Raw genomic sequence first — 14,322 nt, 5'->3', positions numbered from 1 at the left:
CACTAGGTAACCCCACCCGGGCGCGGGCCTGGAGTAGCGTGTCGATAATCGTGCCCCCAGAGTGCGATATCAGAGCGCGACACGATAACAACAAGGAGACACGCTATGCCTGCATCCGTTGAATCCCGTCCCGTCATGCTGCGTCCCACCCTGCTCGGCCTCGCCGTGGCCGCGACCCTGGGCGCGTCCGCCGCGGCCCAGGCCGGTGAGGTAGAGGTACTGCACTGGTGGACCTCCGGCGGCGAGGCCCAGGCCGCCTCGGTGCTCAGGGACCTGGTGGAGGCCGAGGGCCACGCCTGGCAGGACTTCGCCGTGGCCGGCGGCGGCGGCGAGACCGCCATGACCGTGCTCAAGTCCCGGGCCATGTCCGGCAACCCGCCCTCGGCGGCCCAGATCAAGGGCCCCGAGATCCAGGAGTGGGGCGGCCTGGGGCTGCTCGGCGAGCTGGACGAGGTGGCCGAGACGGAGGCCTGGGATGGCCTGCTGCCGCCCCGGGTGGCGGAGATCATGCGCCACGACGGCCACTATGTGGCGGTGCCGGTCAATGTGCACCGGGTCAACTGGCTGTGGGGCAACCCCGAGGTGTTGGCGGCCGCCGGCGTGGAGATGCCGTCGAGCTTCGACGAGCTGTTCGCGGCCGCCGAGGCGATCCGCACCGCGGGCCATGTGCCCCTGGCCCACGGCGGCCAGCCCTGGCAGGACGCCACCCTCTTCGAGACGGTGGTGCTGGCGGAGGGCGGCGAGGACTTCTACCGGCGTGCCCTGGTGGAGCTCGACCCCGAGGCCCTGGGCAGCGACACCATGATCCAGGCCCTGACCACCTTCAAGCGTTTGCGCGAGCTGATGGACGAGGGCATGCCGGGGCGTGACTGGAACGTGGCCACCGCCATGGTGATCAACGGGGTGGCCGCGATGCAACTGATGGGCGACTGGGCCAAGGGCGAGTTCACCGCCGCCGGCCTCAGCGCCGGCGAGGAGTACCTCTGCGCCCCGGCGCCGGGCACCGACTCGGCCTTCACCTTCAATATCGACAGCCTGGCCATGTTCCGGGTCACCGAGGCCGCCGACCTGGCCGCCCAGCACGACCTGGCGCGGCTGGTGCTGGAGCCCACCTTCCAGGAGACCTTCAACCTGGCCAAGGGCTCGATCCCCGCCCGTACCGACCTGGACATGAGCGCCTTCGACGCCTGTGCCCAGGCCTCCATGGCCGACTTCCAGGCGGCCGCCGACAACGGCGGCCTGGTGCCCAGCATGGCCCATGGCATGGCGGTGCGCGCCGACATCCAGGGGGCCCTGTTCGATATCGTCACCAACTACTTCAACAGCAGCGACATGAGCGCCGAGCAGGCGGCACAGCGGCTGGTCCGCGCCGCCCAGGCCACTTACTAGGCCTACATCTGCTCGACATCGAGGAGGCGGCGCGCGCCGCCTCTCCCTGCCAGCGGCGGGTCCGCCCGCCGCCGAAGCCAGTGGTGACCCCATGACCCTATCGCTCTCGACCTCCCGGGAGGCCGGGCGGCCCCCGCCCGCCCGGCCGACCCCCGCGGCGCGCCTCCAGGCCTGGCTACCGCGCCTGGTACTGGCCCCCTCGGCGGCCGTCTCCCTGTGTTTCGTCTACGGCTTTATGCTGTGGACCCTGGTGCTCTCTCTGAGCAACTCGCGGATGCTGCCCAGCTACGACTTCGTCGGCTTCGCCCAGTATGCGCGGCTGATGGCCAACGACCGCTGGTGGGTGGCCTCCACCAACCTGGTGCTCTTCGGCGGCCTCTTTATCGCCATCTGCCTGGTGCTGGGGGCCCTGCTGGCGATCCTGCTGGATCAGCGCATCCGCCAGGAGGGGGCCCTGCGCACCCTCTACCTCTATCCCATGGCGCTCTCCTTTATCGTCACCGGGGTGGCCTGGAAGTGGCTGCTCAACCCCGGCCTGGGGCTGGAGGCCATGGTCCGCGGCTGGGGCTTCGAGACTTTCCGCTTCGACTGGCTGGTCAACCCGGACATGGCGGTCTACACCCTGGTGATCGCCGCGGTCTGGCAGGCCTCCGGCTTCGTCATGGCGCTGTTCCTGGCCGGGCTACGCGGCATCGATGACAGCATCATCAAGGCCGCCCAGCTCGATGGCGCCAGCCTGCCGCGGATCTACTGGCGGGTGGTCCTGCCCTGCCTGCGCCCGGTGGTGTTCAGCGCGGTGATGATCCTCGCCCATATCGCCATCAAGAGCTTCGACCTGGTGGTGGCGCTGACCGGCGGCGGCCCCGGCTATGCCTCGGACCTGCCCGCCACCTTTATGTATGCCCACGCCTTCAACCGCGCCCAGATCGGCCTGGGCTCCGCCAGCGCCATGCTGATGCTGGGCGGCGTGCTGGCGATCCTGGTGCCTTACCTCTATTCGGAACTGAGGAGTCGCAAGCATGGCTAACGTCATCCGTCGTCAGACGCCCCTGGCGCGGCTGGGCCGGGGCGCCCTCTATGCCACCCTGATCCTGGCCGCGCTCTTCTACCTGCTGCCGCTGGTGGTGATGCTGCTCACCTCGATCAAGCCCCTGGAGGAGATCCGTGCCGGCAGCCTGCTGGCGCTGCCCCTGGCACCGACCCTGGAGCCCTGGACCAAGGCCTGGGGGGAGGCCTGCACCGGGATGCGCTGCGAGGGCATCGGCGGCTACTTCTGGAACTCCTTCGCCATCGTGATTCCCGCGGTGCTGATCTCCACCCTGGTGGGGGCGCTCAACGGCTATGCCCTGACCCAGTGGCGCTTCCGGGGCTCGGAGCTGCTCTTCGCGCTGATGCTGTTCGGCTGCTTTATTCCCTTCCAGGTGGTGCTGCTGCCCATGGCCCAGACCCTGGGCTGGCTGGGCCTGGCCAGCTCCCGGGCGGGGCTGATCCTGGTGCATGTGGTGTTCGGCATCGCCTTCACCACCCTGTTCTTCCGCAACTTCTACGTGGCGGTGCCGCGGGAGCTGGTGGCGGCGGCCAAGCTGGACGGGGCGGGCTTCTTCCGTATCTTCTGGCGCATCCTGCTGCCGGTGTCGGCGCCGATCCTCGTGGTCTCGGTGATCTGGCAATTCACCCAGATCTGGAACGACTTCCTGTTCGGGGTGGTCTTCTCGGGGCACGACACCCAGCCGGTGACGGTGGCCCTCAACAACCTGGTCAACACCTCCACCGGGGTCAAGGAGTACAACGTGGACATGGCCGCCGCCATGATCGCCGCCCTGCCGACCCTGGTGGTCTATGTGCTGGCCGGCAAGTATTTCGTGCGCGGGCTGACCGCCGGTTCGGTCAAGGGCTAGGTCCAAGAACCCAAGACAACAATGAATAACGAGGTAACCGCCATGTCGGCTCTGGAAATCCACAAGGTTCGCAAGACATTCGGCAATACCGAGGTGCTCAAGGAGGTCAGCCTGGCCATCGAATCGGGGGAGTTCCTGATCCTGGTGGGGCCCTCCGGCTGCGGCAAGTCGACGCTGATGAACGCCATCGCCGGCCTCGAGCCGGTCACCGCGGGGGAGATCCGCATCGCCGGGCGCGACGTCACCTGGTGTACTCCGGCGGAGCGGGACATCGCCATGGTGTTCCAGTCCTACGCCCTCTACCCCAGCATGACGGTGCGCCAGAACATCGCCTTCGGCCTGGAGATGCGCAAGATGCCCCGGGGCGAACGGGAGGCCGCCGTGGAGCGGGTCGCCGACCTGCTGCAGATCTCCCATCTGCTCGAGCGCAAGCCGTCGCAACTCTCCGGCGGCCAGCGCCAGCGGGTGGCCATGGGTCGTGCCCTGGCCCGGGAGCCGCAGGTCTACCTCTTCGACGAGCCGCTCTCCAACCTGGATGCCAAGCTGCGCGTCGATATGCGCACCGAGATCAAGAAGCTCCATCAGCGCCTCGGCACCACCATCGTCTATGTCACCCACGACCAGGTCGAGGCGATGACCCTGGCCGACCGCATTGCCGTGATGCGCGACGGCGAGATCCTGCAACTGGGCACCCCGGAGGCGATCTACAACGACCCGGTCAATCGCTTCGTGGCGGAATTCATGGGCTCGCCGTCGATGAACCTGATCGACGCCATCCTGGAGGGCGACGCGGCGCAGGGCTACCGGCTGCGGATCGCCACCCCCGGCGAAGAGGATCTCTGCCTGTCCTGGCCGAGGCCCACCGAGGCCCTGGCCTCGCGGGTGGGCCAGCGGGTGCTGCTGGGTCTGCGCCCCGAGCACTTCGCCGAGCACGATGCGCGGATCGATGAGGCGGCCCAGGGCGCGCCCTTCAGCGCGCGGGTCTCGGTGGCCGAGCCCACCGGGGCGGATATCCTGTTGCGACTGCCCCTGGGAGGCGGGGAGGTCACCGCCCGGGTGGGGCCCCGCTGTCCGGTGCTGCCCGGCGAGCGCCTGGCGCTGCGTATCGACCTGGGGCGGGCGGTGCTCTTCGATGGCCAGAGCGAGCACCGCCTGGCCTGAGGCTTGCCGCGGTGCCGGGGGGCGGGTAGGGTAGCCGGCCTGCTGATTCCGACGAGGCCCCGCCCATGCAATTGATCGAGCGTATCGTCCATCCCGAGCTCGACTCCCTGGAGGCGCCGGCGGCGCGCATTCATCGCCGCCGGGCCGCCCGGGGGGTGATCCTCGATGGCGAGGAGATCCTGCTGCTCTATACCCGCCGCTACAACGACTTCAGCTTCCCCGGCGGCGGGGTGGACGAGGGCGAGGCCCTGGAGGCGGGGCTGCATCGGGAGCTGGCCGAGGAGACCGGGGCGCGCAATATCCGCGTGCTGGCGCCCTATGGGGTGGTGGAGGAGTGGCGGCCCCACTACAAGCCGCAGTATGACCTGATGCATATGCACTCCTACTTCTACCACTGCCAGGCGGATCGCGACCTGGGCGAGACGCGCCTGGAGGGCTATGAGCAGGCCAATGGCATGGTGCCGCGTTGGGTGCCGATCGCGGAGGCGATCGCCCATAACCGTGGGGTGATGGCGGCCAGGGAGGCCAGCATGGGGCTCTCGATCCTGCGCGAGACGCGGATGCTGGAGCACGTGGCTCGGCACCTGATGACCGAGGCGGTGGCTGGCTAAGCGACGATAGTGAACAACACAAGGCGCCCTTGCCCTGGCAGCGAGCCCAGGGCAAGGGCGCCTTGCGTTTCTGGTTTAGCGGATGGCGATCACGCCGCACTCGGCGCCATATCGCCTCACCTTGCCTTGTGGGGGTTAGCGGACGGTAATCACGCCGCACTCGGCGCCATATCGCCTCACCTTGCCTTGTGGGGTTTAGCGGATGGCGATCACGCCGCACTCGGCACCATATCGCCTCACCTTGCCTTGTGGGGTTTAGCGGACGGTAATCACGCCGCACTTGGCACTATGCATCACCTTGTGGGAGACGCTGCCCATCACCAGCCCGGCCAGGTCGCCCAGGCCGCGGCTGCCCAGCACGATGGCGTCCACGCCCAGGGTCTTGGCCTGGCTGAGGATGGTGCGAGCCGGCTCGCCCTGGCCCAGGTGGGTCTCCACCTTGGCCACGCCCAGCTCCCTGGCCTGGGCCTCGGCGCGCTCGATCACCTGCCTGCCGGCGGCCTCCAGGTCCTCCCGGCTGGCCTCCAGGGAAACGGCGCCGATGCCCCACACCAGGGTGGTCTCATGGGCCAGGGACTCGGGGATATGCAGGATATGCAGGGTGGTCTCCCCCTGGGCCAACTGACAGGCCAGCTCCAGGGCCTTCTTGCCGTTTTCGGAACCATCCACGGCGACCAGCAGTGACTTGTACATGGAACCTCTCCTTTTTCGTCGGGGACTTCGCCGCTAGCGGCGCTTGGTAACCATCCTAGGTCATCTGCGCCGGTCTGACTTGACCGGGGTCAAGTCCGTGGCGTCTTGTCGCTTTCGCCCTGGGTTTCCAGGCGGCGCAGGCGCTGCCAGACATCCTGGCGCAGGTCCTTGAGGCGTGGCGTCTCGGCCGCGGCGAAGGCCAGGGGCCGCGCCAGGCGTTGGGTGCGCAGGCCGAGCCGGGCGCTGAGCAGGCCCACCCCCAGTCCCTGGGCGCCGCGCAGGGAGATGCGGCCCGCCAGGTTCATCGACACCAGTTCCATGCCCGCCTCGCTGGCCAGCTCGCCGGCGCCGGCGAAGGCCATGTTGTAGAGCACCGCCCGCAGCAGGCGCAGGCGGCTGGCGTAGCCCAGCTCCAGGCCGTAGAGGTGGGCCAGGCGGTTTACCAGGGCCAGGTTGCGCCAGGCCACCAGGGCCATGTCCACCAGGGTCAGGGGGCTCAGGGCCACCATCACCGCGGTATCGCCGGACATCCGCGAAATCAGCCGCCGCGCCTCGCGATCCCGGGGCGCCAGCAGGTGGTGGGCCAGCAGCACCGCGGTCTCGGCGCCGTCATGGTGGGGGCCCCGGGCGGCCAGGTAGCCGCGCCAGTGGGGGTGGTCGTCGTCGAGGCCGAGCTGGTGACGCAGCCGCTCCGCCAGGGCCTGGGCCTCGCCCGGCGTCGCCTGGGGCAGGCTATCCAGGGCCTCGCGCAGCCGCACATGGCGGCGCAGCCGCTTGAGCCGCCAGAGCTCGCGGCCCAGCGCCGTGCCCCCCAGGCCCAGGGCCAGCAGCAGCAGCAGGCTCCAGCCACCGGCCAGCCAGTCGCCGCCGAGGCTGGCCCGATAGAGGGTCAGGGCGCCCTCCAGGGCGCCCAGGCCCAGGGCACCGCCGAGCAGGGTCAGCAGCCCCCAGCGGCGCTTGCGTGGGCGGGCCAGGCCGGCGTCGAGCGCCGCGTCGGCGTGCCCCGGCTCGCTCTCCTCGTCCAGGGGGCGGCTGGCCTGGGCGTCGTCGAAGCGCTGCCCGGGGCGCGGGTCGTCCTGGGCACTGGGCGTCTCGTCGAGGGAAAAGCGTTTCCCGGGGTGCGGGTCGGTCATCGGGGCTCTCTATGTCAGCTTATCGCCCAACAACCAGTCCAGCGCGGCGTCGAGGCGAATATGGGGCAGGGCGCCGCCGTCGCTCCGCGGCGGACGGCTCGTCGAGAGGGAAGTGTCTTCCCGGGCGCGGGTCGGTCATCGGGGCTCTCTATGTCAGCTTATCGCCCAACAACCAGTCCAGCGCGGCGTCGAGACGAATATGGGGCAGGGCGCCGTCATCGATCGGCGGCGGGCGAAAGGCCGGGAAGTCGAAGCCCTGGCGGTGCCAGAAGTCACGATCCGGCAGTCGGTCCGGTACCTCGCCGGGAAACAGCAGCGCCTCCTCGCCATCCAGCAGGGTACCGCGCAGGGCCGGGCTGGTGGTGCCCCGCTGGGTCACCTCCCGGGGCTCGGTGGCTCGAATGGCGGCCAGGGAGAGCGCCTTGACCGGCACGTCGGCGAAGCGCAGCTCCTTGAGGGGCTCCGCCAGCAGCGCCTCCAGCAGGGCGACCAGGCGGGGGTGCTGCTCCGGGGTCACATGGTCGGCCTTGGTGGCGGCGATGGCCAGGCGGTCGATACGCGGCGCGAAGAGGCGATGGAGCAGGCTGCGCTTGCCGTAGTCGAAGCTCTGCATCAGGGTGCCCAGCGCCCGGGCCAGGTCGTCGAAACGCTCCGGGCCGGCGCCGAGGGCGCCGAGCAGGTCCACCAGCACGATCTGGCGATCGAAGCGGCGGAAGTGCTCTCGGTAGAAGGGCTTGACGATGCGCTGCTGGTAGTGGCGAAAGCGCCGTGCCAGGGTGGCCAGGTTGCTCTCCGGCGCCGGTTTGCCGGTGGCGCCGTCGTCGAGGCCGGGCAGCGGGAAGAACTGCAGCACCGGGGCGCCGGCCAGGTCGCCGGGGAGCAGGAAGCGCCCCGGCTGCAGGTCGGCGAAGCCCGCCTCCCGGGCCGAGCGCAGCCCCTCGGCGTAGCGCTCGGCGAGACCGGCCAGTTGGGCCTCGTCGGCGGGGGCCGTCGGGTCGAGCTCGGCCACCGCCGCCAGCCAGTCGGCGAAGTGCTCGCGCCGCGCCGGCCCCAGGCCCTGCCACTGGGCCCGGCTCCAACTGGCGTAGTCGTGGCCCAGCAGCGGCAGGTCGAGTAGCCACTCGCCGGGGTAGTCGAACAGGTCCAGGGTCAGTTGGCGGGTCTCGCCGCCCAGCAGGCCACGCCGGGTGGGACGGTAGCGGATCAGCAGGCGCAGCTCGCTGATGCCCCGGGTCGGCTCCGGCCAGCGCGGCGGGCGCTCCATAAGCGCCGCCATGGCCGGGTCATAGGGGAAGCGGGGCACCGAGAGGTCGCCCTGATCGACCCGCCGGGCCCCCAGCAGGCGTCCCTCCCGGGCGGCGGGCAGCAGGTCGAGGCGTGCCTCCAGGCCGGCATGGCGCAGCTGGTTGACCAGGGAGGTGAGGAAGGCGGTCTTGCCGGCCCGGGAGAGGCCGGTGACCGCCAGCCGCAGCTGGCGGTCGCGTCCCCGTTCGAGCAGATCCTGGACGTCGCGGGCCAAGGGTGGGCGCATGGGGCTCTCTCGTGGCTGGGTCAGTCACTAATGTGGGGATCGGCCAGCGGCTTGGCAAGTCGCTGCCAGGCCAGGGCCGCCACCGGCAGCAGGCACAGCGGCAGCAGCCAGGCATTCAGCGCCGCCCAGCCCAGGGCGCTGACCATGGGGCCGGCCAGCAGGGCGGTGACGGTCACGGTGGAGAAGACCAGGAACTCGTTGGCGGCCTGGGTGCGGGCCTTCTCGGCGGGGCGGTAGGTCTCGGTGAGCAGGCCGGTGGCGGGCAGGAAGGTGAAGTTCCAGCCTAGTCCGAGCAGGATCAGCCCCAGGTGGAAGCCCATCACCCCGGCCTCCAACTGGGCCACCAGGGCGCTGGCGGCGAGCAGCAGGCAGCCGGCGAGGATCATGCGCGGCGCCCCGAAGCGGCCGGTCAGGCGTCCGGTGACGAAGGAAGGCAGGAACATGGCCACCACATGCCATTGGATGGTGGTGGCGACATGATCGAAGTGGTGGCCGGCGCCGGCCATGGCCAGGGGCGTGGCGGTCATGGCCAGGTTCATCACCCCGTAGCCGATCAGCGCCGCGGTCACGGCGACGATAAACATCGGCTGGCGCAGGATGGTGCCCAGGGGGCGAGTGGTCCCTTCGCCATGGGTGGCCGTCGGCGGCGGCAGGCGCAGCAGGGCGATCAACAGCAGCGCCACCAGGTAGAGGGCGCCCAGGCCCAGGAAGCTGCCCAGGAAGGGGGTGTCGGCCAGCTCGCGGCTGGTGCGGGCCAGCCAGGGGCCGAAGAAGGCCGCCAGCACCCCGCCACCCATCACCAGGCCGATGGCCCGGTCGCGCAGCGGTGCCGGGGCCGCCTCCACGGCGGCGAAGCGGTAGAGCTGACCGAAGCCGATGCCGATGCCGATCATCCAGGTGCCCAGCATAAAGAGCAGGAAGTGCTCGGCCACCAGGGCCTGGGCCGCCACCGCGACGCCGGCCAGTCCCGCCAGATTGCCCAGCACGAAGCCGCGCTTGCGGCCCAGTTTCGCCATCAGCAGGGAGGCGGGGATGGTGGCACACATCAGCCCCAGCCACTGGGTGGCCACCGGCGCCGTGGCCCAGGCGGGGTTGGGCGCCAGGGCGGCGCCGATCAGCGGCGAAACGGCGATCAAGAGGATATTGCCGCTGACCAGCAGGGCCTGGCACAGCGACAGCAGGGTAACGGTAAGCGGCATGACGACATTCCTTTGCGTGCTAAGGCTCCTAGTCTGCTCTCCCTGGCGTAGCGCGGCAAGGGCCGGAAACGGCGAAGCCCCGCGCGGGGCGGGGCTTCACGTCGGGCGAGTCAAGCCCGCTCTCGGGCCGAGCCTAGCCGGCGAAGGCGCCGTAGAGCAGGATCACCAGGACCACCAGCACCACCGCCGAGGGCACGGCCCCCTTCCAGGGGGTCAGGTCCACCTCGCCGCTGTCCTCGTGGACCCAGGGGGTGGCCCGCGGACGCAGCTTGCCGATCAGCAGCATCACCGCCACCAGCAGCACGAAGACCGCCGCCACGAAGTGGAACTCGTGCATGATCCCCGGCAGCTTGTCGAAGGGCGGCACGAAGTAGCCCGCGGCGATCAGCAGGCAGCCCCCCACCAGGGCCACCTTGGCGGCCATGGGCGGGACCCGCTTGGTCAGCAGGCCCACCAGCACCACCGCCAGCAGCGGGATGAAGTAGATGGCGTTCATCTTCTGCAGGTAGCCGAAGAGGCTCTCCTGGCCGGCCAGCAGCGGGGCGATGGTCATGGTGGTGAGGGCCATGATCCAGCCGAACACCTTGCCCGACTTGACTACCTGCTCCTCGCTGGCGTCCTTCTTCAGCACGCCCTTGTAGATGCCCAGGCTGAAGATGGTGGTGGTGCTGTTCAGCGCCGAGTTGAAGGAGGAGAGGATGGCGCCCACCATCACCGCGGCGAAGAAGCCGGTGAGGTAGGGAGGCAGCACATTGAACACCAGATGGCCATAGGCCTCGTCGGCGCGCACGCCCTGGTCGGCATAGAGGTGGTAGGCGATGATCCCCGGCAGCACCAGGTAGAGGGGCCCGAGCAGCTTGAAGGCGCCGGTCAGCAGCACGCCCTTCTGGCCCTCGGCGAGGTTCTTGGCGGCGAAGGTGCGCTGGATGATCTGCTGGTTGGTGGTCCAGTAGAAGAGGTGCAGCAGCAGCACGCCGGTGAAGACGGTGGAGAAGGGCACCTGCTGTCCCGGGCCGCCGATGGAGTTGAGCTTCTGCGGGTCGCTGGCCTTGAGGAGCTCCCAGCCCGCCAGTACGCCCTCGCCGCCGCTGACCGCCTGCAGGCCCACATAGACGATCAAGAAGCCGCCGATCAGCAGGCCCACCCCGTTGAGGGTGTCGGAGACCGCCACGGTGCGCAGGCCGCCGAACAGGGCATAGAGGGCGCCGATGATGCCGACGACCCACACCGTCAGCCACAGCAGGGTGGTGGAGGACTGGATGCCGGTGAGGCCGGGCAGGTCGAGCATGCCTTGCAGGCCCATGGCGCCGGAGTAGAGGATGATCGGCAGCAGGATCACCGCATAAGCGATCAGGAAGATGATATTGGCGATCAACTGGGTGCCGTTATCGAAGCGGATCGCCAGCAGCTGGGGCAGGGTGGCGATGCCGCTTCTCAGGAAGCGCGGCAGGAAGAACAGCGCCAGGGCCACCAGGGCGATCACCGCGATCACCTCCCAGGCCATGACGCTCAGGCCGTCGCTGAAGGCGGCGCCGTTGAGACCCACCATCTGCTCGGTGGAGAGGTTGGTCATCAGCAGCGAGCCGGCGATCAGCGGGAAGGTGAGGCTGCGCCCGGCCAGGAAGTAGCCGTTGGTGCTCTCATGGTCGTCGCGACGGGTCAGCCACCAGGTGATCAGGGCCACCAGGCCCGTGAAGAACAGGAAGGAGATGAGGGTCAGGGCGTGCATGGAAGAATCCTTGCCGTTGGGCCACCCCCGTGAGGGGTGTTTATGTAATTTTACTAGGTGATGGGGATTCTACGGCGCACCCCGGCGGCGATCATTAGACCAAGGTCTAGATTTTATTGATGAATTGTTGGTTTTGTTACAGCGTTGAAATATAGCGGGCCGAGCATCGCCTATGCTGGAGGCGATCGCCCCGCGGGGCCCCGAGCGAAGGAGCAGACGATGGCAGCGGAATCGCCGCAGGTAGTACTGAGTTTCTGGTTCGAGACCCTGACGCCACGCCAGTGGTTCGCCAAGGACGCGGCCCTGGATCGGCGCATCGCCGAGGCCTTCGGCGCGACCCTGGTGGCGGCGAGTCGCGGCGAACTCTGGACGTGGCGAAGCTCGCCACGCGGGCGCCTGGCGGAGATCCTGGTGCTGGATCAGTTCTCGCGCAATATTTACCGGGAGTCGCCCGGGGCCTTCGCCCAGGATCCCCAGGCCCTGGTGCTGGCCCAGGAGGCGGTGGCCCGAGGGGAGGATGCCGCCCTGGAAACGCCCGAGCGGGCCTTTCTCTATATGCCCTATATGCACAGCGAGTCCCTGGCGATCCATGATCAGGCGCTGCGGCTGTTCGCGCAGCCGGGGCTGGAGGAGAACCTGCGCTTCGAGCAGCGCCACCGGGAGATCATCGCGCGGTTCGGGCGTTATCCGCACCGCAATGCCATCCTGGGCCGGGAATCCACGCCGCAGGAGCTGGCCTTCCTCGAGGAACCGGGCTCGGCGTTTTGAAGTCGGGTAGACTTCACCAGGGAAAACTCACTGACCATACAAGGAGTAGCGCATGGGCTTGATCGGCTGGTTGATTATCGGAGGACTGGCGGGCTGGATCGCCGGACACGTGATGCGCGGCGGCGGCTTCGGGCTGTTCGGCAATATCGGCGTGGGCATCTTGGGGGCGGTGATCGGCGGTTTCCTGTTCGGCCTGCTGGGCCTGCAGGCCGGCAGCGTAATCGGCTCCCTGATCACCGCGGTGATCGGCGCCGTGGTGCTGCTGTGGGGCATCAATATGCTCAGGAGAGATTGAGGGATAGGCTGCATCACCTGGGCGGGTGAGTGGTGACCCCCTTGGCCGCCCAGAGTGAGTCCGACAAGGCCCGCTTCTGATGAGGAAGCGGGCCTTGTCGGTATTTTCCTAAAGTTTTCTTCCCTGCTGCCGCTATCTCCCTCTGTCTGGGAGCCGGTATATAGCAGGGAATGCATAGTGGATAAAAGTCGATTATGGGGTCGCCTCGGATCGCTGGTGGCGTGTCTATGGAGTGCTACGGTCATGGCGACCGAACCACCCCCAGCCCCGAGTACGGCATCCGTCAACCAGGACTTCATTCGCGGCGACCAGCAGCGTCTGCTGGAAGAGCAGCGGCATCGGTTGCAGCAACTGCAACGCCTGCCAGGCAGGAGTGAAACACCGTCAGCGTCCCCTGCGTCGCCGCAGCTACAATGCTTGCCAATCGAGGTCATTGACCTGGAAGGCGTTGCGTTGCTTAGCGATGGCTTTCAGCAAACCCTCATTGAACCGTTCATCGGACACTGTCTGACGGTGGATGATCTCAATGAACTGCTGCAGGATGTCACGCAGGCCTATCTTGATCGTGGCTTTGTTACTACGCGTGCCTATCTGCCGCAACAGGATCTTTCCCGGCAACGCTTGCGGGTGGTCGTCGTCGAGGGGCATATCGACGCCTTGGAAAGCCCAGGCGACACACCGACGCCTCGCGAATTGGCCATGGCTTCACCGACCGGAGTGGGCGATGTCCTCAATCTCCGCGATCTCGAGCAACTGATCGACCAGTTGAATCGCTTGCCTTCACGTCAGGCCACCCTGGAGCTTGTGCCGGGCGAGACGGTAGGCGGCAGCCGCGTTCATGTCTCCAGCGCGGCCAGTCGGCCGGTAAGAGTTTCGCTGGAGCGCAACAATGACGGTAGCGGGGGGACCGGCGAACAACAGTGGCGCGCGGGGCTCGAGTGGGATAGCCCCCTGGGGCTCGCCGATCAGTTCATCGCTCAATGGGGGCATGACGTAACTGACCGCTCCCATATCGGCTCCAGCAGCGGCCATTTCGCTTATAGTCTGCCTTATGGTTATTGGACGTTCTCTTACGACTATACCAATAGCGATTATCACACCCTTGCCGAAGCCAACGGCTTCCTCTTCACGCTCGAGGGCAAGAGCGAGCGGCATCGGTTGCAGGCCGAGCGGCTGTTGTGGCGCGACAGCGTCAGCAAGACGGCAGCGAGTGTCGGCCTCGGTCGCCTGTCGACGCGCAACTATATCGATGGCGTTCGCATCGGGGTGAGTAGCCAGCGCTTGAGTGAGCTCGGCATCGGCATCAACCATGGCCGTCGTATCGGCAACGCACTCTTCAATATCGATATCGGCTGGCAGAAGGGACTCACCCTGTTTGGTGCGCAGAGCGATGGCACCAATACTCCCGGAACCCCAAGGGCACAGTTCGAGAGGACGACCCTGACACTGAGCTATCTCCAGCCCTTTTCCTTGTTTCGGCAGTCACTGAGTTTTTCGAGCCTGCTCCATGGCCAGTGGAGCGATGACGTCCTTTATAGCCCGCAACGCTTGAGCCTAGGGGGGCAGGGTTCGGTACGTGGCTTCAAGGAATACTCCTTGAGTGGGGACAGCGGTGGATATTGGCGTAATCAGGTCACCTGGCAATACCCGCTCGAGGGTGTCCGGCCCCTGTTCGAAACCCTCGAAGCATCGCTGGCCTACGACGTGGGTGTGATCCACCACGGCCGGCACAACCCCGAACTCCATGGTCGCCTCAGTGGTTATGCACTGGGCTTCGGTCTGCGTGGTGAGCATCTCGCGGCCAATGTCAGTGTCGCCCACTCGCTGGAACGCCCCGACGTGTTTCCACGGCGGGAGACGCCGGTGTATTTCAGCGTCAAGGCGTTCTTGTAGGTGATGCCCAGTCACGATGGAT

Annotated in this window: 13 protein-coding genes; 8 read left to right on the top strand and 5 right to left on the bottom strand. The window is 67.9% G+C overall.

Annotated features, from left to right (window positions below; genetic code table 11):
- The first annotated feature begins 105 nt into the window (after positions 1–105).
- The 5 genes from ACQ1W9_RS13730 to ACQ1W9_RS13710 all read left to right on the top strand — a co-directional run bounded on the left by ACQ1W9_RS13730 (position 106) and on the right by ACQ1W9_RS13710 (position 5,059).
- Positions 106–1,389: an ABC transporter substrate-binding protein gene (locus ACQ1W9_RS13730; protein WP_431023871.1), complete on the top strand. Its 1,284-nt coding sequence runs from the start codon at positions 106–108 to the stop codon at positions 1,387–1,389.
- Positions 1,390–1,480: 91 nt separating this feature from the next.
- A complete protein-coding gene (locus ACQ1W9_RS13725; protein WP_431023870.1) occupies positions 1,481–2,416 on the top strand; it encodes a carbohydrate ABC transporter permease in 936 nt (311 codons plus the stop codon).
- Positions 2,409–3,287, top strand: a complete 879-nt coding sequence (locus ACQ1W9_RS13720; protein ID WP_431023869.1) for a carbohydrate ABC transporter permease — start codon at positions 2,409–2,411, stop codon at positions 3,285–3,287. Before ACQ1W9_RS13725 ends, ACQ1W9_RS13720 begins: the two co-directional genes overlap by 8 nt.
- Before the next feature lie 42 nt (positions 3,288–3,329).
- Positions 3,330–4,448 carry an ABC transporter ATP-binding protein gene (locus ACQ1W9_RS13715; RefSeq protein ID WP_431023868.1) on the top strand — a complete coding sequence of 373 codons (1,119 nt, stop codon included), beginning with the start codon at positions 3,330–3,332 and terminating at the stop codon, positions 4,446–4,448.
- Between the two features lie 65 nt (positions 4,449–4,513).
- On the top strand, positions 4,514–5,059 hold the full coding sequence (locus ACQ1W9_RS13710; protein WP_431023867.1) for an NUDIX hydrolase: 546 nt from the start codon (positions 4,514–4,516) through the stop codon (positions 5,057–5,059).
- A 255-nt stretch (positions 5,060–5,314) separates the two neighbouring features.
- Here the strand turns inward: ACQ1W9_RS13710 and ACQ1W9_RS13705 are convergent, their stop codons facing one another.
- The 5 genes from ACQ1W9_RS13705 to ACQ1W9_RS13685 all read right to left on the bottom strand — a co-directional run bounded on the left by ACQ1W9_RS13705 (position 5,315) and on the right by ACQ1W9_RS13685 (position 11,344).
- Complete coding sequence (locus ACQ1W9_RS13705) at positions 5,315–5,752, bottom strand: universal stress protein (RefSeq protein ID WP_431023866.1); 438 nt, start codon at positions 5,750–5,752, stop codon at positions 5,315–5,317.
- 89 nt (positions 5,753–5,841) lie between these two features.
- Entirely contained in the window at positions 5,842–6,885 is a 1,044-nt protein-coding gene (locus ACQ1W9_RS13700) for a TIGR01620 family protein (RefSeq protein WP_431023865.1), read from the bottom strand.
- A 148-nt stretch (positions 6,886–7,033) separates the two neighbouring features.
- Entirely contained in the window at positions 7,034–8,416 is a 1,383-nt protein-coding gene (locus tag ACQ1W9_RS13695; protein ID WP_431023864.1) for a YcjX family protein, read from the bottom strand.
- Positions 8,417–8,436: 20 nt separating this feature from the next.
- Positions 8,437–9,615, bottom strand: coding sequence for an MFS transporter (locus ACQ1W9_RS13690; protein ID WP_431023863.1), 1,179 nt, complete (start codon positions 9,613–9,615; stop codon positions 8,437–8,439).
- 133 nt (positions 9,616–9,748) lie between these two features.
- On the bottom strand, positions 9,749–11,344 hold the full coding sequence (locus tag ACQ1W9_RS13685) for a solute:sodium symporter family transporter (protein WP_431023862.1): 1,596 nt from the start codon (positions 11,342–11,344) through the stop codon (positions 9,749–9,751).
- 219 nt (positions 11,345–11,563) lie between these two features.
- On the opposite strand from ACQ1W9_RS13685, the gene ACQ1W9_RS13680 reads away from it, so the two are divergent.
- The 3 genes from ACQ1W9_RS13680 to ACQ1W9_RS13670 all read left to right on the top strand — a co-directional run bounded on the left by ACQ1W9_RS13680 (position 11,564) and on the right by ACQ1W9_RS13670 (position 14,300).
- Positions 11,564–12,112 carry a DUF924 family protein gene (locus ACQ1W9_RS13680; protein ID WP_431023861.1) on the top strand — a complete coding sequence of 183 codons (549 nt, stop codon included), beginning with the start codon at positions 11,564–11,566 and terminating at the stop codon, positions 12,110–12,112.
- A 52-nt stretch (positions 12,113–12,164) separates the two neighbouring features.
- Entirely contained in the window at positions 12,165–12,407 is a 243-nt protein-coding gene (locus ACQ1W9_RS13675) for a GlsB/YeaQ/YmgE family stress response membrane protein (RefSeq protein ID WP_431023860.1), read from the top strand.
- Between the two features lie 243 nt (positions 12,408–12,650).
- Entirely contained in the window at positions 12,651–14,300 is a 1,650-nt protein-coding gene (locus ACQ1W9_RS13670) for a ShlB/FhaC/HecB family hemolysin secretion/activation protein (protein WP_431023859.1), read from the top strand.
- Positions 14,301–14,322: the final 22 nt, after the last annotated feature.

The organism is Halomonas sp. H5 (assembly GCF_050613175.1).
Lineage (GTDB): Bacteria > Pseudomonadota > Gammaproteobacteria > Pseudomonadales > Halomonadaceae > Bisbaumannia > Bisbaumannia salifodinae.
Note: the sequence above shows the minus strand (reverse complement) of the source record. Positions and strands in the feature narration are given on the sequence as shown.

Excerpts from the sequence above, each read along its gene's own strand:
- ACQ1W9_RS13695 (WP_431023864.1), bottom strand. The coding sequence starts at position 8,416 with ATGCGCCCACCCTTGGCCCGCGACGTCCAGGATCTGCTCGAACGGGGA.
- ACQ1W9_RS13685 (WP_431023862.1), bottom strand. The coding sequence starts at position 11,344 with ATGCACGCCCTGACCCTCATCTCCTTCCTGTTCTTCACGGGCCTGGTG.
- ACQ1W9_RS13725 (WP_431023870.1), top strand. The coding sequence starts at position 1,481 with ATGACCCTATCGCTCTCGACCTCCCGGGAGGCCGGGCGGCCCCCGCCC.
- ACQ1W9_RS13690 (WP_431023863.1), bottom strand. The coding sequence starts at position 9,615 with ATGCCGCTTACCGTTACCCTGCTGTCGCTGTGCCAGGCCCTGCTGGTC.
- ACQ1W9_RS13670 (WP_431023859.1), top strand. The coding sequence starts at position 12,651 with ATGGCGACCGAACCACCCCCAGCCCCGAGTACGGCATCCGTCAACCAG.
- ACQ1W9_RS13720 (WP_431023869.1), top strand. The coding sequence starts at position 2,409 with ATGGCTAACGTCATCCGTCGTCAGACGCCCCTGGCGCGGCTGGGCCGG.
- ACQ1W9_RS13705 (WP_431023866.1), bottom strand. The coding sequence starts at position 5,752 with ATGTACAAGTCACTGCTGGTCGCCGTGGATGGTTCCGAAAACGGCAAG.
- ACQ1W9_RS13675 (WP_431023860.1), top strand. The coding sequence starts at position 12,165 with ATGGGCTTGATCGGCTGGTTGATTATCGGAGGACTGGCGGGCTGGATC.
- ACQ1W9_RS13715 (WP_431023868.1), top strand. The coding sequence starts at position 3,330 with ATGTCGGCTCTGGAAATCCACAAGGTTCGCAAGACATTCGGCAATACC.
- ACQ1W9_RS13680 (WP_431023861.1), top strand. The coding sequence starts at position 11,564 with ATGGCAGCGGAATCGCCGCAGGTAGTACTGAGTTTCTGGTTCGAGACC.
- ACQ1W9_RS13700 (WP_431023865.1), bottom strand. The coding sequence starts at position 6,885 with ATGACCGACCCGCACCCCGGGAAACGCTTTTCCCTCGACGAGACGCCC.
- ACQ1W9_RS13730 (WP_431023871.1), top strand. The coding sequence starts at position 106 with ATGCCTGCATCCGTTGAATCCCGTCCCGTCATGCTGCGTCCCACCCTG.
- ACQ1W9_RS13710 (WP_431023867.1), top strand. The coding sequence starts at position 4,514 with ATGCAATTGATCGAGCGTATCGTCCATCCCGAGCTCGACTCCCTGGAG.